This is a genomic window from Pseudomonas protegens (assembly GCF_003363755.1).
GTDB classification, from domain to species: Bacteria; Pseudomonadota; Gammaproteobacteria; order Pseudomonadales; family Pseudomonadaceae; genus Aquipseudomonas; species Aquipseudomonas danubii.
This window is the reverse complement of record NZ_CP031396.1, coordinates 3,077,211-3,097,362: the sequence shown is the minus strand read 5'-3', so window position 1 is coordinate 3,097,362 and position 20,152 is coordinate 3,077,211. Positions and strand designations below refer to the sequence as shown.

Here is a 20,152-nt window from a genome sequence, read left to right as displayed (position 1 = left end):
CGTAAACAGGTTCTACGCGGCGCTGTCTGCCATACGTTGCCACAAGGAGTAATACACCTGCCCGGATTTTTGTTCACGGTGCAGGCGCCAACTGCCGGGCAGACCCAGGGTCGATGGCGCGGTTTCGCTTTCGGTGTAGATCCAGGCGTCGTCCGCCAACCAGCCGCGTTCCTCCAGCAGGGCGCAGGCGGCGGGCAGCAGGTTCTGGTTGAACGGCGGGTCCAGAAACGCCAGGTCGAACGGCGTGGCCGGCTGGGTTTCCAGGTAGCGCAGGGCGTCAGCGGTCTGCGCCTGGCCCACAGTGCAACGCAGCGTTCCCAGGTGCTCGCGCAGGCTGGAGACCGCTACGTTGCTGCTGTCCAGGGCCAGCCCCGAGGCGGCGCCGCGGGACAGGGCTTCAAGGAACACCGCACCGCTGCCGGCGAACAGGTCGATGACCTTGGCCCCGGCCACATAGGGGGCCAGCCAGTTGAACAGGGTTTCGCGCACCCGGTCCGGGGTCGGGCGCAGCCCCGGCAGATCGGGGAAGCTCAGCTTACGGCTGCGCCACTCGCCGCCGATGATGCGCAGCTGGCCCACGCCATTGTGCTGGTTGTGGACGGGCTTCTTGCTGGGACGGGCTGGACGGGCCATCAGTGCTCCGGAACCCCGAGCGGCTGCTCGGCGGGTTTGTCAGTGGGGGGCGGCAACGGCTTCTGCGCGACGGTGGGGCCGGCGCTGACGATGACCATCTTGTCGACGCCGAGGTGTTTGTTCATGGCGGCCTTGACCTGTTCCACCGTCAGTGCCTGGGATTGACGCATGAAGTCTTCCAGGTAGCTCAACGGCAGGTTGTAGAAGCCCATGGCGCCCAGCTGGCCGACGATATCGGCGTTGCTGGCGGTGGACAGCGGGAAGCTGCCGGCCAGTTCGCGCTTGGCGTCATCCAGTTCCTTCTGGGTCGGGCCGTTTTTCAGGTAATCGGCGAACACGTCCTGCACCAGTTTCAGGGTGCCTTCGCTCATTTCTGCGCGGGTCTGCAGGTTGATCATGAACGGCCCGCGGGCCTGCATCGGGGTGAAGCCCGAGTACACGCCGTAAGTCAGGCCGCGTTTCTCGCGCACTTCACTCATCAGCCGGGTGCCGAAGCCGCCACCGCCGAGGATCTGGTTGCCCAGGGACACGGCGGCGTAATCCGGATCGTCACGGTCGATCCCCAGTTGCGCCAGCAGCAGGTTGGTCTGGCTCGACGGGAATTCGATGTGGCCGATGCTGGCCTTGGGCTCAGTGGGTTGCTCGACCTTCGCCAGGGCCGGGCCTTTGGGCAGGGCGGCGGAGACTTGCGCGGCAATTGCCTCGGCGTCGCTGCGGGACAGATCGCCGACCAGAGCGATCACCACGTTGCCGGCGGTATAGGCCTTGGCGTGGAAGGCCTGCAGTTGCGCCTGGGTGATAGTCGGAACGCTCTTGGCATTGCCTTCGCTGGCATGCGCATAGGGATGGCTGCCGTACAGGCGCTGCATCAGCTCCAGGCTGGCCAGCTTGCCGGGGTTCTGCTTCTGGTACTCGAAGCCGGCGAGCAACTGGTTCTTGATCCGCGCCAGGGAGTCGGCAGGGAAGGTCGGCTTGCCCACCACTTCGGCGAACAGCTCAAGCGCCGGTTCGCGTTTATCCACAGCGCTGAGGCTGCGCAGCGAGACCACGGCCATGTCCTTGTAGGCACCGTTGCCGATATCCGCGCCCAGGCTTTCAAAGCCCTGGGCGATGGCGCCCACATCCTTGCCGGGCACGCCTTCGTTGAGCATGGCGTTGGTCAGCAGGGCCAGGCCGGAAGTGTTGCCGTCCTGGCTGCTGCCGGCGGCGAAGATCAGGCGCATGTCGAACATCGGCAGCTCACGGGCTTCGACGAACAGCACCTTGGCGCCTTCGGCAGTGTTCCAGGTCTGCACATTGAGGTTGCGATGGCTGGGGGCCTTGCCATCCAGCTCGGCCAGAGATTGCAGCTTCTGGCTGCTCTTGGCGTTGTCCAGGGCCTGGCTGGCATTGCTCTCGCCGGAGCGCGACAGGTACAGGCCACCGGCGGTAAGCAGGGCGACCAGGGCCAGGCCCAGCAGGACCGGTGAAGCATTCTTGCGCTTACTCATGAGCGGACTCCTCAGGCAGTACATGGGCCACGCTCATACGCTCCCGAGTGAAATAGGTGCGGGCGGCTTTCTGGATGTCTTCCGGGGTCACGCTTTGCAGTTCCGCCAGCTCGGTGTCCATCAGCTTCCAGGACAGGCCGACGGTTTCCAGCTGGCCGATGGCGCTGGCCTGGCTGGTGATCGAGTCACGCTCGTAGACCAGCCCGGCAATCACTTGTGCCCGGACCCGCTCCAACTCTGCGGCCGACGGCGGGGTGGTTTTCAGTTGGTCCAGCAGGCGCCACAGCCCGGCTTCGGCCTGGGCGATGGTTTTCTTCTTCTGGCTGTTGGGGGTGGCCGAGAGCATGAACAGGCTGTCGCCTCGGGTGTAGGCGTCATAGCTGGTGGAGCCGTTGGACAGCAACTCTTCGCCGCGCTCCAGCTGGGTCGGAATGCGCGCGCTGTAGCCGCCGTCCAGCAGGGCCGCGGCCAGGCGCAGGGCGTTGACCGAACGCTTGTCTTCAGCTGTGGCGATGCTGGGCACGTTGAAGGCCAGCATCAGACTCGGCAGTTGGGTCTTCACATGCAGGGTGATCAGGCGCTCGCCGGGTTCGGCCAGCTCCAGGGGGATCTTCGCCGGTGGCACGTCGCGCTTGGGGATGGCGCCGAAATAGCGTTGGGCCAGAGCCTTGACCTCATCCGGGGTGACATCGCCCACCACCACCAGGGTGGCGTTGTTCGGCGCGTACCAGGATTGGTACCAGTGGCGCAGTTCCTCGACCTTCATCCGGTTCAGGTCGGCCATCCAGCCGATGGTCGGCGTGTGGTAGCCGCTGGCGGGGTAGGCCATGGCCTTGAAGCGCTCGTAGGCCTTGGACAGCGGCTTGTCGTCGGTGCGCAGGCGGCGTTCTTCCTTGATCACTTCGATCTCGCGGGCGAACTCGTCGGCCGGCAGGCGCAGGCTGGCCATGCGGTCGGCTTCCAGCTCCAGGGCTACGCTCAGGCGGTCGCGGGCCAGGACCTGGTAATAAGCGGTGAAGTCGTCGCTGGTGAAGGCGTTCTCTTCGGCGCCAAGATCCCGCAGGATCAGGGACGCTTCACCCGGGCCGACCTTCTCGCTGCCCTTGAACATCATGTGTTCCAGGGCGTGGGACAAACCGGTCTGGCCCGGGGTTTCGTAGCTGGAGCCGACCTTGTACCAGACCTGCGACACCACTACCGGTGCGCGATGGTCTTCGCGGACCACCACTTTGAGGCCGTTGTCGAGGGTGAATTCGTGGGTGGGTTGCGGGTCGGCAGCCAGGGCTGCAAGGGGCAGACAAACTGTGCTGAGCAGCAGGCCTGCAGCGCGGCGGGCTAGAGCATTCATTCGTTTTTAAACCTGTTGGGCTGCCCGCTTGGTCTTAGCCTGTGCGGGCGAGGAGGTGCTAGGATACTGATCCGTTTTACTGGCGGCCACGCCTATCAGGCTTGCACGAATCAGAGTGTGCTTGAGCAGGTTGTATGAGTTACCGGCAAAAAGCCTTGATTTGTCAGCTAAACTTCGACTTTTCGCCGATTTTGCCGTTCCAGTCCTTAAGTAAAATCGATCCTTGAAGTGCTTTTGGGCATTTCGACAACATGTTGCGCGTGAACAAGCTGGATGAAACACAGTCTGTTCTGCATCGAATATTTATTTACCGAAGCGCCCACTGGCGCATCGCTACCTTGAGATAGCCGTCTCCATGTTTGGTTCCAACGACGACAAAAAGACCCCAGCCGCGGCTGGCGAGAAGAAAGGCCTGTTCGGATGGCTGCGCAAAAAGCCGCAGGAACCCGTCGTCGAACAGCCGCAAGTGCCTGTCGAGCCGGTGCCGGCTCCAGTTATTGAAACCGCTCCCGGCGTTGCCCCGAGTGAGCCGGTTGTGCTGTCGACCGGCGAGCCGGTGCTGCAACCCCGGGGCGAGGCCGAGCCGGTAGCGGCCGTTGCGCCCGAGTTGCCCCTGACTCCGAGCCCGGAGCACAAGCCCTGGCTGACTCTACCGGTAGCGGAAGAGCCGGTGGCCCTGGTGGAGGACGCTCAGGCGGAGCACGTCACTCCGCCGATTCCAGCCCTGACCCCAGCATCTGAACCGGTGGTCGAAGCGCCGGTTGTCACCCCGGCTCCGGTGCTCGAAGTGCAAACGCCGGTAGCGCCGGTATTCGTCGCGCCGGAGCCTGTTGCTCCTGCTCCTGCTCCTGCTCCTGCTCCTGCTCCTGCTCCTGCTCCTGTTGCCGAGCCGGTTGCCCAGGTGGCGGAGCCCGAGCCCGTGGTCGAGCCGGTCCGTCCTGTTGAAGAGAACAAGGTCGGTTTCTTCGCCCGCTTGAAGCAGGGCCTGTCCAAGACCAGCGCCAGCATTGGCGAAGGCATGGCCAGCCTGTTCCTGGGCAAGAAGGCCATCGATGACGAGTTGCTGGAAGACCTGGAAACCCGTCTGCTGACCGCCGACGTCGGGGTCGAAGCGACTTCGGTGATCATCCAGAACCTGACCCAGAAGGTGGCGCGCAAGCAACTCACCGACTCCGATGCGCTGTACGCCTCGTTGCAGGCCGAACTCACCAGCATGCTCAAGCCGGTGGAGCAGCCGCTGAAAATCGTCGCCCAGAACAAACCCTTCGTGATCCTGGTGGTGGGCGTCAACGGCGCCGGCAAGACCACCACCATCGGCAAGCTGGCGAAGAAACTGCAGCTGGAAGGCAAGAAAGTCATGCTGGCGGCCGGCGACACCTTCCGCGCCGCGGCGGTGGAGCAACTGCAAGTCTGGGGCGAGCGCAACAAGATCCCGGTCATCGCCCAGCACACCGGAGCCGATTCCGCTTCGGTGATCTTCGACGCCGTGCAGGCGGCCAAGGCTCGTGGTATCGATGTGCTGATCGCCGACACGGCGGGGCGCCTGCACACCAAAGACAACCTGATGGAAGAGCTGAAGAAGGTCCGCCGGGTGATCGGCAAGCTCGACGCCGATGCGCCGCACGAGGTGCTGCTGGTGCTGGACGCCGGTACCGGCCAGAACGCCATCAACCAGGCCAAACAGTTCAACCAGACCGTGGAATTGACCGGCCTGGCCCTGACCAAACTCGATGGCACGGCCAAAGGCGGGGTGATCTTCGCCCTGGCCAAGCAATTCGGTCTGCCGATCCGTTATATCGGGGTCGGTGAAGGCATCGATGACTTGCGTACTTTTGAAGCAGAACCCTTTGTCCAGGCACTGTTTGCCGAGCGGGAGCGTTCATGATTCGTTTCGAACAGGTCGGTAAGCGCTATCCCAATGGCCACGTTGGCCTGCATGAGCTGAGCTTTCGCGTCCGTCGTGGCGAATTCCTGTTTGTCACCGGCCATTCCGGCGCCGGCAAAAGCACCTTGCTGCGCCTGCTGCTGGCCATGGAACGCCCTACCTCCGGCAAATTGCTGCTGGCGGGTCAGGACCTGGGTCAGATCAGCAATGCACAGATCCCTTTCCTGCGGCGGCAGATCGGCGTGGTGTTCCAGAATCACCAGTTACTGTTCGATCGCACGGTGTTCAACAACGTCGCTCTGCCGTTGCAGATCCTCGGTCTGTCCAAGGCGGAAATCGCCAAGCGCGTGGATTCGGCCCTGGAACGCGTGGCCTTGTCGGACAAAACCGATCTTTACCCAGGTGATCTGTCCACCGGTCAGCAACAGCGCGTAGGTATTGCTCGGGCCATCGTCCATCGCCCGGCTCTACTGCTGGCGGACGAACCCACCGGTAACCTCGACCCGCGTCTTGCGGCGGAAATCATGGGCGTGTTCGAAGACATCAACCGCCTGGGCACCAGCGTACTGATCGCCAGTCACGACCTGGCGCTGATCGCGCGCATGCGTCACCGCATGCTGACCCTGCAGCGCGGCCGATTGATTGGTGACGGGGAGGCCGGCGTATGAGTGCCACACGTACTCCTAAAGTGGCGGAGCGCGTAGCGCCCAAGGCCTCCGAAGCACCGCCACCGAAGAAAAAACGCGACGAGGACGACGGTCCGGATTTCGCCACCCTGTTGCATGCCTGGATCGAAAGCCATCGCGCCAGCTTGCTGGACAGCCTGCGGCGCCTGGGCAAGCAGCCCATCGGCAGTTTCTTTACCTGCCTGGTGATGGCTGTGGCCCTGAGCTTGCCCATGGGCCTGTCGTTGCTGCTCAGCAACGTCGAGCGCCTGGGCGGTTCCTGGCAGCGGGCAGCGCAGATTTCGCTGTACCTGGATCTGGGGGCTTCAGCCAGCGAAGGTGAGAAGCTTGGCGAAGAGATCAAGGGCCTGCCCGGTGTGGCGGATGCCGAGTTCATCAGTAAGGAAAAGGCGCTGGAAGAATTCCAGCAGCAGTCCGGCCTGGGTGAGGCTTTGCGCGAGCTGCCCCACAATCCGCTGCCGGGCGTAGTGCTGGTCACGCCGAGCGAAGTGGACAAGGCGACCCTGGAGGCCTTGCGTCAGCGGTTGTCGGAAATGCCCAAGGTGCAACTGGCGCAGTTGGACCTGGTATGGGTCGAGCGGCTGGCGGCCATCCTCAAGCTGGGGGACCGTTTTGTCTTCGGCCTGACGGTGTTGCTGGTTTCTGCATTACTTTTGGTGATAGGCAATACCATTCGTCTTCATATTGAAAACCGCCGCACAGAGATAGAAGTGATTAAACTCGTCGGCGGCACAGACAGCTATGTGCGCCGTCCCTTCCTTTATATGGGCGCGTTGTATGGCTTCGGTGCGGGGATTCTGTCCTGGGGCGTATTGGCGTTTGGCCTGAACTGGCTGAACGACGCGGTGATCGGCTTGGCCGGCTTGTACGGCAGTGATTTTGCCCTGGCAGGGGTGCCGGTTGCTGATGGTCTATCGCTCTTGCTTGGTGCGGTGCTGTTGGGTTATATCGGTGCGTGGATTGCGGTGGCCCGCCACCTGAGGGAGCTGGCACCGAAGTAATGTCATTTTGCTTGTATTGACCTTTCAGAATATTTGGGAACTTGTTTCGCGGTTTCCGGTCAATTTTCGCAGTGCTGAACTGCACGAGTTATGTGAGTCGGAGGTTTTTTCGTATGACCACTTCTTTGCAACCTGCTTACGCATTGGTTCCAGGCGCAAACCTGGAGGCCTATGTGCACACGGTGAACAGCATTCCATTGCTGACGCCCGAGCAGGAGCGTGAACTGGCCGAGAGTCTCTACTATGAGCAGGATCTTGAGGCGGCTCGGCAGATGGTGCTCGCCCACCTGCGTTTTGTCGTACATATCGCCCGTAGCTATTCCGGCTACGGGTTGGCCCAGGCTGACCTGATCCAGGAAGGCAACGTTGGCCTGATGAAAGCCGTGAAGCGCTTCAACCCGGAAATGGGTGTGCGCCTGGTGTCCTTTGCGGTGCACTGGATCAAGGCGGAAATTCACGAGTTCATCCTGCGTAACTGGCGGATTGTGAAAGTCGCGACCACCAAGGCTCAGCGCAAGCTGTTTTTCAACCTGCGCAGCCAGAAGAAGCGTCTGGCCTGGCTGAACAATGAAGAAGTGCATCGCGTGGCGGAGAGCCTGGGCGTTGAGCCCCGTGAAGTGCGCGAGATGGAAAGCCGTCTGACCGGCCAGGACATGGCCTTCGATCCGGCTGCTGAAGCGGATGATGACAGCGCCTTCCAATCGCCGGCCAACTACCTGGAAGACCATCGCTACGACCCGGCGCTGCAACTGGAAGATGCCGATTGGAGCGACAACTCCACCCACAACCTGCACGAAGCGCTGGAAGTGCTGGACGAGCGCAGCCGTGACATCCTCTACCAGCGCTGGCTGGCCGAAGAGAAAGCCACGCTGCACGACCTGGCGCAGAAGTACAACGTTTCGGCCGAGCGTATCCGCCAGCTGGAAAAGAGCGCGATGAACAAGTTGAAGCTGTCCATCGCCGCTTAAGCCTGAAGCGTCATGCAAAACGCCCCGAGATGATCGGGGCGTTTTTGTTTGCGCGTCTTTTGTAGGGGTGGCTTGTCGGCGAATAGGCCTGGTTTACCTAACCCGCCCACGGCGCTTTACGGGCTTCATTCAACCGATTCAGGTAATCAGCCCCACCCAACTGGCTCATCTGCCGCCGAACCCAGCCCGCCCGCTGCATCACATAAGTGCTGGGCCGCGCTGCGCTCCACACCCTTGGATTGGGCAGGACAGCGGCCAGCAGGCTGGCTTGCTGGCGTGACAGGTTGGCCGCGCTGACGCCGAAGTGATGGCGCGCCGCGGCTTCTGCCCCGAACACCCCTTCATCCCATTCGACACTGTTGAGGTAGACCTCAAGAATCCGCTGCTTGGGCCAGAACACCTCGATCAGCGCGGTGAACCAGGCTTCCAGCCCCTTGCGCAAGTAGCTGCGGCCGGACCAGAGGAACAGGTTTTTCGACACTTGCTGACTCAGGGTGCTGGCACCACGGATCGAACCGCCCCGTTCGTTGTGGATCAACGCTGCCTGGATTGCATCGATATCAAAGCCCCAATGCTCGGGGAATTTCTGATCCTCGCCGGCGATCACCGCCACCTTGAGGTTGTCGGAGATTTCATCCCAAGGCTTCCAGGTGCGTTGCAGGTCGATGGTGTCGTTGTCGATCCAGGATTCGACCTTGCGCTCCACCATCAGGGCGGTGCCCGGCGGCGGCACGAAACGGAACAGCAGCACCAGCAGCACGCTACCGACGACGAACCACATCAAGGCTTTTACAAGGCGACGAAACAGATAACGCAGCATAGAGATGGCTTGGCCGAACCCGTTGAGCGCGCCATTATACAGACCCTTTGCGCTGAATCTGACTGGAGTTCCTCATGTTGCGTGGCTTCCTGATGCTGGCCGCTTTCTTCGGTTTCACCGGGGTCGCCCTCGGCGCCTTTGCCGCTCACGGTCTGAAAAACCGCCTGAGCACCGAGTGCTTGGCTATTTTTCATACAGGGGTCACTTACCAGCTGGTGCATACCCTGGCGCTGTTCGGCGTCGCCTTGCTGGCGGCGCATATTCCAGGGCGGCTGGTGACCTGGGCCGGTATCGCGTTCACCCTGGGCATCCTGTTGTTCTCCGGCAGCCTGTACCTGCTGACCCTGAGCGGCATCAGCAAGCTGGGCATCATCACCCCCTTCGGTGGCCTGGCCTTCCTGGTTGGCTGGTTTCTGCTGGGCCTTGCCGCCTGGCGCCTGCAAGGGGCCGGCTGACGCTTGTAGCTGACCTTTAGGTCACGATCGGGCTAGAATGCTGGCCCCTAAAAATGATGGCGGCCTCGAGCATGCGCATTCAGTTGAACGGTGAATCCTTTGAACTGCCCGACGGCTCGACCGTTGCGGCCCTGCTGACCCGTCTGGACCTGACCGGACGCCGGATCGCGGTGGAACTCAATCTGGATATCGTTCCGCGCAGCCAGCACGCCGAGACCGCCCTCAACGAGGGCGACCAGGTGGAAGTGGTCCACGCCATCGGCGGCGGCTAGCCACTGGCGTCAATCGCGCTGCTACGTATTCCGCGCAGCGCCCTGGCCCGGCTCCGGGCCTCTCCCATGGAAGACGCGTTCACCGGCCCCGGAATGAGGGCTCCAGGGCCCCGGGCCTGATACAGAATTCTGCAAGAACCTCACCCCAACAGAGGATTTCCGATGAGCAACGTTCGTAGTGACAAGCCTTTCGTCCTGGCCGGTCGGACGTACCAGTCGCGTTTGCTGGTAGGCACCGGCAAGTACCGCGACATGGAAGAAACCCGCCTGGCCATCGAGGCCTCGGGTGCCGAGATCGTCACCGTCGCCGTGCGCCGGACCAATATCGGCCAGAACCCGGGCGAACCGAACCTGCTGGATATCCTGCCACCGGATCGCTACACCATCCTGCCCAACACCGCCGGCTGCTATGACGCAGTGGAAGCGGTACGCACCTGCCGCCTGGCTCGCGAACTGCTAGACGGCCACAACCTGGTCAAGCTGGAAGTCCTGGCCGACCAGAAGACCCTGTTCCCCAACGTGCTGGAAACCCTCAAGGCCGCCGAAGTGCTGGTCAAGGAAGGTTTCGACGTGATGGTCTACACCAGCGATGACCCGATCATCGCTCGCCAACTGGCGGAAATGGGCTGCATCGCGGTCATGCCCCTGGCGGGCCTGATCGGCACCGGGCTGGGGATCTGCAACCCGTACAACCTGCAGATCATCCTCGAAGAAGCCAAGGTCCCGGTGCTGGTGGATGCCGGTGTCGGCACTGCCTCCGACGCCACCATCGCCATGGAGCTGGGGTGTGAAGCGGTGCTGATGAACTCGGCCATCGCCCATGCGCAGCAACCGGTGCTGATGGCCGAAGCCATGAAACACGCAATTGTCGCGGGCCGCCTGGCGTACCTCGCCGGTCGCATGCCGAAGAAACTCTATGCCAGCGCCTCTTCGCCGCTGGATGGTCTGATCAAGTAAGAGCCATTGATGACTGAATCAAACGACACGCCAATCCAGCCGGAAGCCGGCGACGAGCGCCAACACCGCCGCATCAAGAGTTTCGTGATGCGCGCCGGGCGCATGACCGAAGGCCAGCAGCGCGGCCTGGATCAGGGCGCGCCGCTGTATGTGCTGCCCCTGGCTGACGCCCCGGTGGACTACGACCAGGTGTTCGGCCGTTCAGCGCCGCGCTCTTTGGAAATCGGCTTCGGCATGGGCCACTCGCTGCTGGAAATGGCCGCGGCGGCTCCGGAGCAGGACTTCATTGGTGTGGAAGTTCACCGTCCGGGCGTCGGCGCGCTGCTCAATGGCGTGCTGACTCAGGGCCTGACCAACCTGCGGGTCTACGATTGCGACGCGATTGAAGTGCTCAATCGCTGTATCGCCGACAACAGCCTGGATCGGCTGATGCTGTTCTTCCCCGATCCGTGGCACAAGAGCCGGCACCACAAGCGCCGCATCGTCCAGGCCTCTTTCGCCGAACTGGTGCGCAGCAAGCTCAAGGTGGGCGGCATTCTGCACATGGCCACCGACTGGGAGCCCTATGCCGAATACATGCTGGAGGTGATGAACGTCGCCCCGGGTTACCGCAACCTGGCCGAAGACGGCAAGTGCGTGCCGCGCCCGGCTGAACGCCCGATCACCAAGTTCGAGCGTCGTGGCGAGCGCCTGGGCCATGGTGTGTGGGATCTGAAGTTCGAAAAGCTCGACTGAGCCCCGTACAGCCGCTGTTGTAGGCGCTGGTTTGCTAGCGAAGGTGCCCTCAAGGACGCCTTCGCCAGCCAGCTGACTCCTACAAGGCTTTGATGAAACTGACCGGCACCTGGTCGGTCAGCCACACCCCATTCTCTGCCTGATAGAAGGTGAAACCCTGGGCCTGCATGGCCTGGGCGTCGATCTGCAGGATCACCACCTTGCCGTAACGCTGGCCCACGGCCCGGGCGGTGTCGATTTCCTGGGACAGGTGCACGTGATGGCGTGAGCCCGGGATCAGCCCCTTCTCATTGATCGACTCCATGAAGCGCGTGGCAGTGCCGTGGTAGAGCACGGCGGGCGGTTGCTTTGCCTCAAGCTGCAATTGCACGGCCTTGTTGGAGTGTCCCTGAACGGCGCGGATTTGCTGGCCGTCAGCGGAGAGGGCGAAGCGCTTCTTGTCGTTGCCTTCGACCACCCGCTCGATCAGTTCCCGGCTCAGTTGCCGGCCGTTCTTGGCCGCGCCGCTGATCAGTGCGTCGAGATCGCCCCAGCCTTGGCTGTCCAGCTCAAGACCGATGGCCTGGGGCTCGTGGCGCAGCACGTAGCTGAGGAACTTGCTGGTGTCTTCGATGACTTTCTTGCTCATGTTCTTCCTTGAATAGCGGGCTGCAGGTCAGCGGCGGTCGGCGACCACGCCAATCAGCACCAGCACCACCAGCAGCACTGGCGCCAGGCTGTAGTTGTTGAACTGGCTCAGGCCGCGGACGATCCACGGCGTGGCGTAGATCAGCGCCAGGCCGCTGCCGACCATGCACAGCAGGGCCATCAGCGGCACGCGCAGGGCACCGGCGATGCCGCCCAGGCGCTGCTCGACCCAACCCTTGATGTCCGCGCCGAACAGCACCAGCAGGCAGCCCACCAATGCCAGGGCGATTTCCGAGAGGTTGCTGCGACTCCAGCGGGACACGGTGGCAAGCAGGTCGAGTACCAGATCCATGTGATTTCCTTAGATCAGAAAGTATTGCAGCAGGTCATTGAGGAAGAGTTGCCCGCGGGCCGTGGCCGCCAGGCGTGACGGTTCGACCTGCAACAAGCCACTTTGTTCGGCCTGACGCCGACCTTCGGCAAGGCTGGCCAGATCCAGGCCGGTGCGCTGGGCGAACAGTGCGGCGTCGACGCCATCGGTGAGGCGCAGGGCGTTCATCAGGAACTCGAACGGCAGCTCGTCGTTGCCCAGGGTCTTCTCGCCAGCCTTGAACGGCTTGGCCGGGTTCAGGTAGTCCTTGGGCAGGCGGGTCTTCCAGGTGCGCAGAATGCGCCCGTCCGGGTGGCTGAGCTTGCCGTGGGCGCCGGCACCGATGCCGATGAAGTCGCCGAAGCTCCAGTAGTTCAGGTTGTGCCGCGCCGCGCGTCCGGGCTGGGCGTAGGCCGACACTTCATACTGGGCGTAGCCATGCTCGGCCAGCAGTGCCTGGCCGGCTTCCTGGATATCCCACAGGGTGTCGTCCTCCGGCAGCACCGGCGGCTGGTTCCAGAACACCGTGTTGGGTTCCAGGGTCAGCTGATACCAGGACAGGTGGGTCGGCTTCATCGCAATGGCCTGACGCAGATCGCCCAGGGCATCGTCCAGGGACTGATCCGGCAAGCCGTGCATCAGGTCCAGGTTGAAGTTGTCGAACCCGGCCTGGCGCGCCATGCCGGCGGCGCGTACCGCTTCGTCACCGTTGTGGATGCGGCCCAGGGCCTTGAGCTTCTGTTCCTGGAAGCTCTGGATGCCGATGGACAGGCGGTTGATTCCCAGGGCGCGATAGGCGGTGAATTTCTCCTGCTCGAAGGTCCCGGGGTTGGCTTCCAGGGTGATTTCGATATCGCTGGCGAAGGCGATGCGTTGTTCCACGCCCTGGAGCAGCCGCCCCAGGGCCTGGGCGCTGAACAGGCTCGGGGTGCCGCCGCCGAAGAAGATCGAGCTCAGCTCGCGGCCATGCACCGCGTGCAGCTCCAGGTCGAGGTCGGCCAGCAGGGCGTCGACGTACTCTTCTTCCGGCAACGTCGGGCTGGCGGCGTGGGAGTTGAAATCGCAATAAGGGCATTTGCGTACACACCACGGGATGTGGATGTACAGCGCCAGGGGCGGCAACTGGGGCAGCGCCGCCCGAGGCGTTGGCGCGCCGCCGAGAATCAGCGGCGACGCGGATCGGTCCTGGCTCATTTCAGGCCCAGGCGTTGCCGCAGAATGGCCATGGCGCGGGCGCGGTGGCTGAGCTGGTTTTTCTCCACGGGGCCCAGCTCGGCGCTGGAGCAGTCACGTTCCGGCACCCAGAACAACGGGTCGTAGCCGAAACCGTGTTCGCCACTGGCGGCGGTGAGGATGCGCCCGTGCCACAGGCCTTCGCAGAGGATCGGCAACGGATCGTCGGCGTGCCGCACCAGGGCCAGGACGCAGACGAACTGCGCGCCGCGCTGGGCTTCGGGGACGTCTTTCAGGGCTTCGAGCAGCTTGGCGTTGTTCGCCGCGTCGCCCTGGCCGTCGGCATAGCGCGCCGAGTAGATGCCCGGCGCGCCGCCGAGAAAGTCCACCGCCAGGCCGGAATCGTCCGCCAGTGCCGGCAGGCCGGAAATGCGTGCGGCATTGCGCGCCTTGAGGATGGCGTTTTCGACGAACGACAGACCGGTTTCTTCCGGCTCGACGCTGCTGAACTCGCCGATCGAGCGCAGTTGCACCGAGGCGCCGAGCATGGCCTGGAGTTCTTTGAGTTTGCCGGCGTTGTGGCTGGCCAGTACGAGTTGCGTAAGGTTCATTATTCGCCCGGGAATAGCTCTTGGTTGAAGCTGAAGCTGTTGGTATCGCCACCCGTTTGCACGGTGATGGTGAAGGTACGGGTTTCCTGCTGTTCCACTGGGAACTGGGCGATGTAGTAGATCGCGCCCTGTTCGGTGATCTGGCGGAATTTCAGCGGGATGCTCTTGCTGGTCAGGTCCTTGACCGTACCGCTGACCTGGCCGACCAGCGGCTTGCCATCCTTGATCAGGGAGACGTTGATCACGCCCTGGCTCTTGCTGCGAACCAGCTCCGCGGCCCTGGCGACGTCAGGTTGCAGGTAGGTGGAGTTGAAGGTGTTGTAGTGCACGGTGATGTCACCGAACACCTCCTTGCGCTCGCTCTTGATCGGGTCTGCCGCCAGGGCACTGAAGCTCAGGCAGGCAGCCAATAGAAATGTCACCAGACGTCCCATGATGGTTCTCCTCGATGCAACGTGGTTTATACCGCGACCTTGTGATCTTGCAGGCCGGGACTGCTGACGCGGTAGATGCCGATCTCTCCCAACAGATTAGGCCATAGCTTACTGGCCCACCCGTGATGGTGTTGTTGATCGACGGCAAGGCGGTTGATCACCCGGGCTTGGCGCTCGCGGCACAGCTCTTCGAAGTCCTCGAAGGTGCAGAAGTGGATGTTCGGCGTGTTGTACCAGGTGTACGGCAGGAACTCCGAGACCGGCATCCGCCCCTTGCTGGCCAGGTACCAGCGGCAGCGCCAGTGGCCGAAGTTGGGGAAAGTGATGATGCACTGGCGGCCGACCCGGAGCATTTCGTCGAGGATCTTGTCCGGGTAGTGCACGGCCTGCAGGGCCTGGGTCATGACCACGATATCGAAGCTGTTGCTGGCGAAGTTGCCCAGACCCTTGTCCAGGTCCTGCTCGATCACGTTGATGCCCTTGGCCACGCACTCGGCAATGTTGTCCGGGTCGTTTTCCAGGCCGTAGCCGGTGACTTGCTTGTGTTCCTGCAGCCAGCTCAGCAGCTCGCCGTTACCGCAGCCCAGGTCGAGGACGCGGCTGCCGGCGGGGATCCATTCCTGGATGATTTCCAGATCGGCTCTCATCGTGTCCTCACAAGGTAATGCGGTTCATGTAGTGACTAAAGGCCTGCAAGTAGCGCGGGATCGGGATCAGGAAGGCGTCGTGCCCCTGGGGTGCGTCGATCTCCAGGTAGCAGACGTCCTTGCGCGCCGCCATCAGCGCGTCCACCAGCTCCCGGGAACGGGCCGGGGAGAAGCGCCAGTCGGTGGTGAAGGACATCACGCAGAACTTGGCGCTGGCGTTGGCGAAGGTCTTGGCCAGATCGTCGTCAAAGTTCGCCGCCGGGTCGAAATAGTCCAGGGCCTTGGTCATCAGCAGGTAGGTGTTGGCGTCGAAACGCCCGGAAAACTCTTCGCCCTGGTAGCGCAGGTAGCTTTCCACCTGGAATTCGACGCTGTGGAAGTCGTAGTTGAGCTTTTCGCTCTTGAGACCGCGGCCGAATTTCTCGCCCATGGAGTCATCGGACAGGTAGGTGATGTGCCCGACCATGCGCGCCAGCATCAGCCCGCGTTTAGGGATCACGCCTTGTTCCTGGAAAGAACCGCCGTGGAACTCCGGGTCGGTGAGAATCGCCTGGCGCGCCACTTCGTTGAAGGCGATGTTCTGCGCCGAGAGCTTGGGCGCCGAGGCGATGGCCAGGCAGTGCCGTACCCGGTCCGGGTAGGTGATGGTCCATTGCAGGGCCTGCATGCCGCCCAGGCTGCCGCCGATCACCGCTGCCCACTGGGCAATGCCCAGGCGGTCCGCCAGGCGCGCCTGGCTGTGCACCCAGTCTTCCACGGTGAGCACCGGGAAATCGGCGCCGAACGGCTTGCCGGTTTCCGGATTGAGGCTGCTGGGGCCGGTGGAGCCGTTGCAACCGCCGAGGTTGTTGAGGCTGACCACGAAGAACTTGTTGGTATCGATGGGCTTGCCGGGACCGATGCAGCTGTCCCACCAACCGGGCTTGCGGTCATCGACGCTGTGGTAGCCGGCGGCGTGATGATGGCCGGACAGGGCGTGGCAGATCAGCACCGCGTTGCTGGCGCTGGCGTTGAGCTGACCATAGGTTTCGTAGATCAGGTCGTAGGCCGGTAGCGCGCGTCCGCAGGCCAGGGCCAGAGGATCGCTGAAGTGCGCTATTTCTGGCGTGACCAGACCAACAGAATCGGGGGGAAAGGCAGTTGGCATCGACCCTGCTCTCATTTAAATGAGGCGTAAGTCTAAAGACCGCTGCCCCCAGCGGCAAGCAAAGCCCGGGGCTGTATTTGGTTGGAGAAATGGCGGGGTGAGATTCGCTGGCAAGCCAGCGCCTACAGCGGACCTGGGACGTAGGAGCCGGCTTGCCGAAGAATCAGGCAGGGCGCGCCAGCCCCGGCAGATCCGGCAGCTTCTTCGGCGCTTGCAGGCGCACGCGCTTCTGCCGGTTCAACTCGCCACTGACCAGGCTGACGTGGCTCTTGGGAATGCCGAAAGCCTTGGCCAGGAACCCCATCAAGTGAGCATTGGCCTTGCCCTCCACAGGCGGGGCGGTGAGGCGGATCTTCAGCCGCTCCCCATGCAGGCCAGCGAACTCGTCGCTGCTGGCCTTGGGTTGCAGGTGACAATCGAGAATCAGATCGTCACCGTCCCAGCGGAAGTAGCTCATCAGATCAGCCCGAACAACTCAGGGGGCATGAAGGTGTAGAGCGCCAGGCGCGGAATCAGCCACTGTTGCACCAGCTGGATCACGATGAAGGCCAGGATCGGCGAGATGTCCAGGCCGCCCAGGTTGGGCACGATGCGCCGGAATGGGGCCAGCAGCGGCTCGCTGATCTGGTAGGCCAGTTCCGCGCCCGGGCTCTGGCTGCCAGGAGCGACCCAGGACAGGATCACGCTGATGATCATGGCGAAGAACCAGATCTTCAGGAACAGCGCAAAGATCCCGATCGGCGCCCACAGCAGCAGTCCCAGGGCATTGAAGGAGATTTGGCTGAGGGTCAGGACGATGGCGAACAGCGCCATTTGGACGATCAGGGCCAGGACCAGCGAGGACATGTCGAGCCCGAACATGCTGGGGATCACCCGGCGCAGGGGTTTGAGCAATGGCTGGGTGGCGCGCACGATGAACTGGCAGATAGGGTTGTAGAAGTTCGCCCGCACCACTTGCAGCATGAAGCGCAGCAGGACCACCAGCAGGTACAGGCTGCCCAGGGTCTGAATCACAAAAATGGCAGCGTCGTTGAGTCCGAACATTATCGATTCCTTTGTAGGGGCGAGTTAACGACCGAGTTGTTCGGCCATTTCGGCCGAGCGGTGCGCGGCGGCACCCAATGCTTTTTCCACCAGGGCTTCAAAGCCGTTGGCCTGGAACGATTTGATCGCGGCTTCCGTGGTGCCGGCTGGCGACGTTACGCGGCGGCGCAGCTCGGCGGCGTCGACGTCACTGGACACTGCCATGTGAGCCGCCCCCAGGGCGGTCTGCAGGGTCAGTTGGGCGGCGGTTTCCCGAGGCAGGCCGAGCTTTTCGCCAGCGGCGGTCATGGCTTCGATCAGCAGGAAGAAATACGCCGGGCCGCTGCCGGACACCGCGGTCACAGCGTCCAGTTGTTGCTCTTGATCCAGCCACAGGGCGATGCCCACGGCGGACAGCAGTTCTTCGGCCTGATGGCGCTGTTCAGGGCTGACCTGGGCGGTGGCATACAGGCCGCTGACGCCCTGGCGCAGCAGCGCCGGGGTGTTGGGCATGCAGCGCACGATCGGTTGCTCGCCGAGCCAGTGGTTCATGCTGGCGCAGGTGATGCCGGCGGCAATGGACACCACCAGCTGCTGCGGCTGCAGGCTCGGGCGCAGGGCTTCGCACACGGCTTTCATGGCCTGGGGTTTGACCGCCAGGACGATCACATCGACGCCGGCGATGGCTTCGGCGTTGTCGGCGAACACCTGGATGCCGTGTTCGGCAGCCACCTTGGCCCGGGTTTCGGCGCCGGGGTCACTGGCACGGATCTGTGCCGCCTCAAGGCCTTTGGCCCGCAGGCCACCGATGAGGCTGGCCGCCATGTTGCCGGCGCCGATAAAAGCGATACGAGTCGTGTTCATGACAGGTCCTTATGAGAGGTCAGGGTCAGTCGCATTAGGACTGACTGTAGTCGCGGGCACCAAACAGTGCGGTACCGATCCGCACCCAGGTGGCGCCCTGGGCGATGGCCGCTTCGAGGTCGTGGCTCATGCCCATGGAAAGGGTGTCCAGGGGCAGCTTGAGGTTGTCGCGCAGTTGGTTGTTCAGGGCCTGCACCGCCGCGAAGGCGGCTTCCTGGGCGGCGCGGTCCTCGGTGGGCTCGGGAATCGCCATCAGCCCGCGCAGTTGCAGGCGTGGCAAGGCGCTGATGGCCCTGGCCAGGTCTGGCAGGTCGGCCGGGGTACAGCCGGACTTGCTGGCTTCGCCACTGACATTCACCTGGATGCAGATGTTCAGCGGCGGCAGCTCGGCAGGGCGTTGCTCGGACAGGCGTTGTGCGATTTTCAAGCGATCCACGGAATGCACCCAGGCAAAGTGCTCGGCAATGGCGCGAGTCTTGTTCGACTGAATGGGGCCGATGAAGTGCCAACTCAAGGGCAGGTCCGCCAGTTCCTGTTGTTTGCCCAGGGCTTCTTGCAGGTAGTTCTCGCCGAAGTCCCGCAGGCCGGCGGCATAGGCTTCGCGCAGGGCGGCGGCGGGTTTGGTCTTGCTCACGGCCAGCAGCATGACGCTGTCCGGGGCACGCTGTACGGCCTGGCAGGCGCTGCGGATGCGCTCGGCTAGCTGGGCAATGTTGTCTGCTATCGTGGACATTCGATTTCTTCTCAAAAGTACCGGCGACCGGGAGCCTGTGACCTTGGCCGCCAACCGCCGCATGAATCCACCAGACCCTGATTGTCGACCGGCCCGAGCATCGCTCAAGGGCCGCGCCGGTCATTGCCCGGCATGGCGGCTGGGTCTGAAGCTCGCGGCATTCTACTGGAATTGGGGTGCACTATGGACATCACCGAACTCCTGACTTTGAGCATCTCCCGGGGTGCTTCCGACTTGCATCTGTCTGCCGGACTGGCGCCGATGTTGCGCATTGATGGCGATATTCGTCCGCTGGACAGCCCGGCCCTGGATGCACAGCAGGTGCTGTCCTTGATGCATGGCCTGATGAGCGAGCCACAGCGGCAGGTATTCGCCAGCCAGCAGGATCTGGACTTTGCCTACGAACTGCCGGGCGTGGCGCGGTTCCGGGTCAATGCCTTCCAGCACGTCCGGGGAGCGGCTGCAGTGCTGCGCCTGATCCCGTCACGGGTACAGAGCCTGGAGGCGTTGGGACTGGGGCAAGTGTTTCAGCAGATTGCCGAAGCGCCTCGGGGGCTGGTGCTGGTCACCGGGCCCACCGGTAGCGGCAAGTCCACCACCCTGGCGGCGATGATCGATCACCTGAACCAGCATCGGCAGCAGCACATCCTCACCCTCGAAGACCCCATCGAGTTCATTCATCCGCAGAAAAGTTGCCTGATCCACCAGCGCGAGGTGCCGCGTGATACCCGCAGTTTCGCCACCGCCTTGCGTGCGGCGCTGCGGGAGGACCCGGACGTGATCCTGCTGGGAGAGTTGCGCGATCTGGAAAGCATTCGCCTGGCCCTGACCGCCGCCGAAACCGGGCACCTGGTGTTCGCCACCCTGCACACTGCATCCGCGGCCAAGAGCATCGACCGGCTGGTGGACGTGTTCCCGGGGGAGGAAAAGGCCCTGGTGCGCTCGATGCTGGCCGAGTCGCTGCAGGCGGTCATTGCCCAGGTGTTGCTGAAGAAAGTGGGCGGTGGGCGGGTGGCGGCTCACGAAATCATGCTGGGCAATGCGGCGATCCGTAACCTGATTCGCGAGGACAAGGTGGCGCAGATGTATTCGGCGATCCAGACCGGCGGGGCCCAGGGCATGCGCACCCTGGACATGAGCCTCAAGGCATTGCTGGGGCAAGGGCTGATCAGCCGTGAACAGGCGCGGGAGCAGGCCCGGATGCCGGAGAGCTTTTGACAGGGCTGGAAATGCATTCGCCGGCAAGCCGGCTCCTACAGGTGGGTGTAGGAGC

General features: G+C 63.1%; 24 protein-coding genes. 9 read left to right on the top strand and 15 right to left on the bottom strand.

Annotated features, from left to right (window positions below):
- Positions 1-12 precede the first annotated feature (12 nt).
- Genes rsmD through DWF74_RS13895 form a run of 3 tightly spaced genes read right to left on the bottom strand, consistent with a single transcriptional unit; the run spans position 13 to position 3,471 of the window.
- Positions 13-633 (bottom strand): 16S rRNA (guanine(966)-N(2))-methyltransferase RsmD, encoded by a 621-nt coding sequence (gene rsmD, locus DWF74_RS13905; RefSeq protein WP_102862094.1) that lies wholly within the window; start codon positions 631-633, stop codon positions 13-15.
- Positions 633-2,123, bottom strand: a complete 1,491-nt coding sequence (locus DWF74_RS13900) for a M16 family metallopeptidase (protein WP_102862093.1) — start codon at positions 2,121-2,123, stop codon at positions 633-635. Before DWF74_RS13900 ends, rsmD begins: the two co-directional genes overlap by 1 nt.
- Positions 2,116-3,471, bottom strand: coding sequence for a M16 family metallopeptidase (locus DWF74_RS13895; RefSeq protein WP_115581147.1), 1,356 nt, complete (start codon positions 3,469-3,471; stop codon positions 2,116-2,118). Before DWF74_RS13895 ends, DWF74_RS13900 begins: the two co-directional genes overlap by 8 nt.
- Before the next feature lie 355 nt (positions 3,472-3,826).
- Here DWF74_RS13895 and ftsY point away from each other — a divergent pair, with 355 nt between their 5' ends.
- From ftsY to rpoH, 4 genes are all read left to right on the top strand, one after another.
- Positions 3,827-5,356: a signal recognition particle-docking protein FtsY gene (gene ftsY, locus DWF74_RS13890; RefSeq protein ID WP_115581146.1), complete on the top strand. Its 1,530-nt coding sequence runs from the start codon at positions 3,827-3,829 to the stop codon at positions 5,354-5,356.
- Positions 5,353-6,024, top strand: coding sequence for a cell division ATP-binding protein FtsE (gene ftsE, locus DWF74_RS13885; protein WP_016967614.1), 672 nt, complete (start codon positions 5,353-5,355; stop codon positions 6,022-6,024). The genes ftsY and ftsE overlap by 4 nt, the downstream gene beginning before the upstream one ends.
- The gene (gene ftsX / locus DWF74_RS13880; RefSeq protein WP_102862090.1) at positions 6,021-7,043 is read left to right on the top strand and encodes a permease-like cell division protein FtsX; all 1,023 of its coding nucleotides are present in this window, start codon (positions 6,021-6,023) and stop codon (positions 7,041-7,043) included. Before ftsE ends, ftsX begins: the two co-directional genes overlap by 4 nt.
- Positions 7,044-7,156: 113 nt before the next feature.
- The gene (gene rpoH / locus DWF74_RS13875; RefSeq protein WP_016967616.1) at positions 7,157-8,011 is read left to right on the top strand and encodes an RNA polymerase sigma factor RpoH; all 855 of its coding nucleotides are present in this window, start codon (positions 7,157-7,159) and stop codon (positions 8,009-8,011) included.
- Between the two features lie 97 nt (positions 8,012-8,108).
- Here the strand turns inward: rpoH and mtgA are convergent, their stop codons facing one another.
- Entirely contained in the window at positions 8,109-8,831 is a 723-nt protein-coding gene (gene mtgA / locus DWF74_RS13870; RefSeq protein WP_115581145.1) for a monofunctional biosynthetic peptidoglycan transglycosylase, read from the bottom strand.
- A gap of 74 nt (positions 8,832-8,905) precedes the next feature.
- On the opposite strand from mtgA, the gene DWF74_RS13865 reads away from it, so the two are divergent.
- The 4 genes from DWF74_RS13865 (at position 8,906) to trmB (ending at position 11,250) form a co-directional block, all read left to right on the top strand.
- Positions 8,906-9,286, top strand: coding sequence for a DUF423 domain-containing protein (locus DWF74_RS13865; RefSeq protein WP_115581144.1), 381 nt, complete (start codon positions 8,906-8,908; stop codon positions 9,284-9,286).
- 71 nt (positions 9,287-9,357) lie between these two features.
- Complete coding sequence (thiS, locus tag DWF74_RS13860; RefSeq protein ID WP_162884096.1) at positions 9,358-9,558, top strand: sulfur carrier protein ThiS; 201 nt, start codon at positions 9,358-9,360, stop codon at positions 9,556-9,558.
- 162 nt (positions 9,559-9,720) lie between these two features.
- Positions 9,721-10,515: a thiazole synthase gene (locus DWF74_RS13855; RefSeq protein ID WP_007921204.1), complete on the top strand. Its 795-nt coding sequence runs from the start codon at positions 9,721-9,723 to the stop codon at positions 10,513-10,515.
- A gap of 9 nt (positions 10,516-10,524) precedes the next feature.
- Positions 10,525-11,250, top strand: a complete 726-nt coding sequence (gene trmB, locus DWF74_RS13850; protein ID WP_102862086.1) for a tRNA (guanosine(46)-N7)-methyltransferase TrmB — start codon at positions 10,525-10,527, stop codon at positions 11,248-11,250.
- A 79-nt stretch (positions 11,251-11,329) separates the two neighbouring features.
- Here trmB and DWF74_RS13845 read toward each other — a convergent pair whose 3' ends face one another.
- The 11 genes from DWF74_RS13845 to DWF74_RS13795 form a co-directional block, all read right to left on the bottom strand.
- Positions 11,330-11,878 carry an RNA 2'-phosphotransferase gene (locus DWF74_RS13845; protein ID WP_115581143.1) on the bottom strand — a complete coding sequence of 183 codons (549 nt, stop codon included), beginning with the start codon at positions 11,876-11,878 and terminating at the stop codon, positions 11,330-11,332.
- Between the two features lie 27 nt (positions 11,879-11,905).
- On the bottom strand, positions 11,906-12,229 hold the full coding sequence (locus DWF74_RS13840) for a DUF3392 domain-containing protein (protein ID WP_011064021.1): 324 nt from the start codon (positions 12,227-12,229) through the stop codon (positions 11,906-11,908).
- Between the two features lie 9 nt (positions 12,230-12,238).
- Entirely contained in the window at positions 12,239-13,441 is a 1,203-nt protein-coding gene (hemW, locus tag DWF74_RS13835) for a radical SAM family heme chaperone HemW (RefSeq protein WP_115581142.1), read from the bottom strand.
- Positions 13,438-14,034: an RdgB/HAM1 family non-canonical purine NTP pyrophosphatase gene (rdgB, locus tag DWF74_RS13830; protein WP_025131031.1), complete on the bottom strand. Its 597-nt coding sequence runs from the start codon at positions 14,032-14,034 to the stop codon at positions 13,438-13,440. The genes hemW and rdgB overlap by 4 nt, the downstream gene beginning before the upstream one ends.
- Complete coding sequence (locus DWF74_RS13825) at positions 14,031-14,465, bottom strand: DUF4426 domain-containing protein (RefSeq protein ID WP_115581141.1); 435 nt, start codon at positions 14,463-14,465, stop codon at positions 14,031-14,033. Before DWF74_RS13825 ends, rdgB begins: the two co-directional genes overlap by 4 nt.
- A gap of 26 nt (positions 14,466-14,491) precedes the next feature.
- Entirely contained in the window at positions 14,492-15,112 is a 621-nt protein-coding gene (gene metW / locus DWF74_RS13820; protein WP_115581140.1) for a methionine biosynthesis protein MetW, read from the bottom strand.
- Positions 15,113-15,119: 7 nt separating this feature from the next.
- Entirely contained in the window at positions 15,120-16,259 is a 1,140-nt protein-coding gene (gene metX, locus DWF74_RS13815; RefSeq protein ID WP_102862082.1) for a homoserine O-succinyltransferase MetX, read from the bottom strand.
- A gap of 163 nt (positions 16,260-16,422) precedes the next feature.
- Positions 16,423-16,716, bottom strand: coding sequence for a DUF167 domain-containing protein (locus DWF74_RS13810; RefSeq protein WP_102862081.1), 294 nt, complete (start codon positions 16,714-16,716; stop codon positions 16,423-16,425).
- The gene (locus tag DWF74_RS13805) at positions 16,716-17,303 is read right to left on the bottom strand and encodes a YggT family protein (RefSeq protein ID WP_102862080.1); all 588 of its coding nucleotides are present in this window, start codon (positions 17,301-17,303) and stop codon (positions 16,716-16,718) included. The genes DWF74_RS13810 and DWF74_RS13805 overlap by 1 nt, the downstream gene beginning before the upstream one ends.
- Before the next feature lie 24 nt (positions 17,304-17,327).
- Positions 17,328-18,146 (bottom strand): pyrroline-5-carboxylate reductase, encoded by an 819-nt coding sequence (gene proC / locus DWF74_RS13800; protein ID WP_102862079.1) that lies wholly within the window; start codon positions 18,144-18,146, stop codon positions 17,328-17,330.
- A gap of 34 nt (positions 18,147-18,180) precedes the next feature.
- On the bottom strand, positions 18,181-18,879 hold the full coding sequence (locus tag DWF74_RS13795) for a YggS family pyridoxal phosphate-dependent enzyme (protein ID WP_102862078.1): 699 nt from the start codon (positions 18,877-18,879) through the stop codon (positions 18,181-18,183).
- A gap of 183 nt (positions 18,880-19,062) precedes the next feature.
- Between DWF74_RS13795 and DWF74_RS13790 the strand changes: the two genes are divergently transcribed.
- The gene (locus DWF74_RS13790) at positions 19,063-20,097 is read left to right on the top strand and encodes a type IV pilus twitching motility protein PilT (protein ID WP_115581139.1); all 1,035 of its coding nucleotides are present in this window, start codon (positions 19,063-19,065) and stop codon (positions 20,095-20,097) included.
- Positions 20,098-20,152 lie beyond the last annotated feature (55 nt).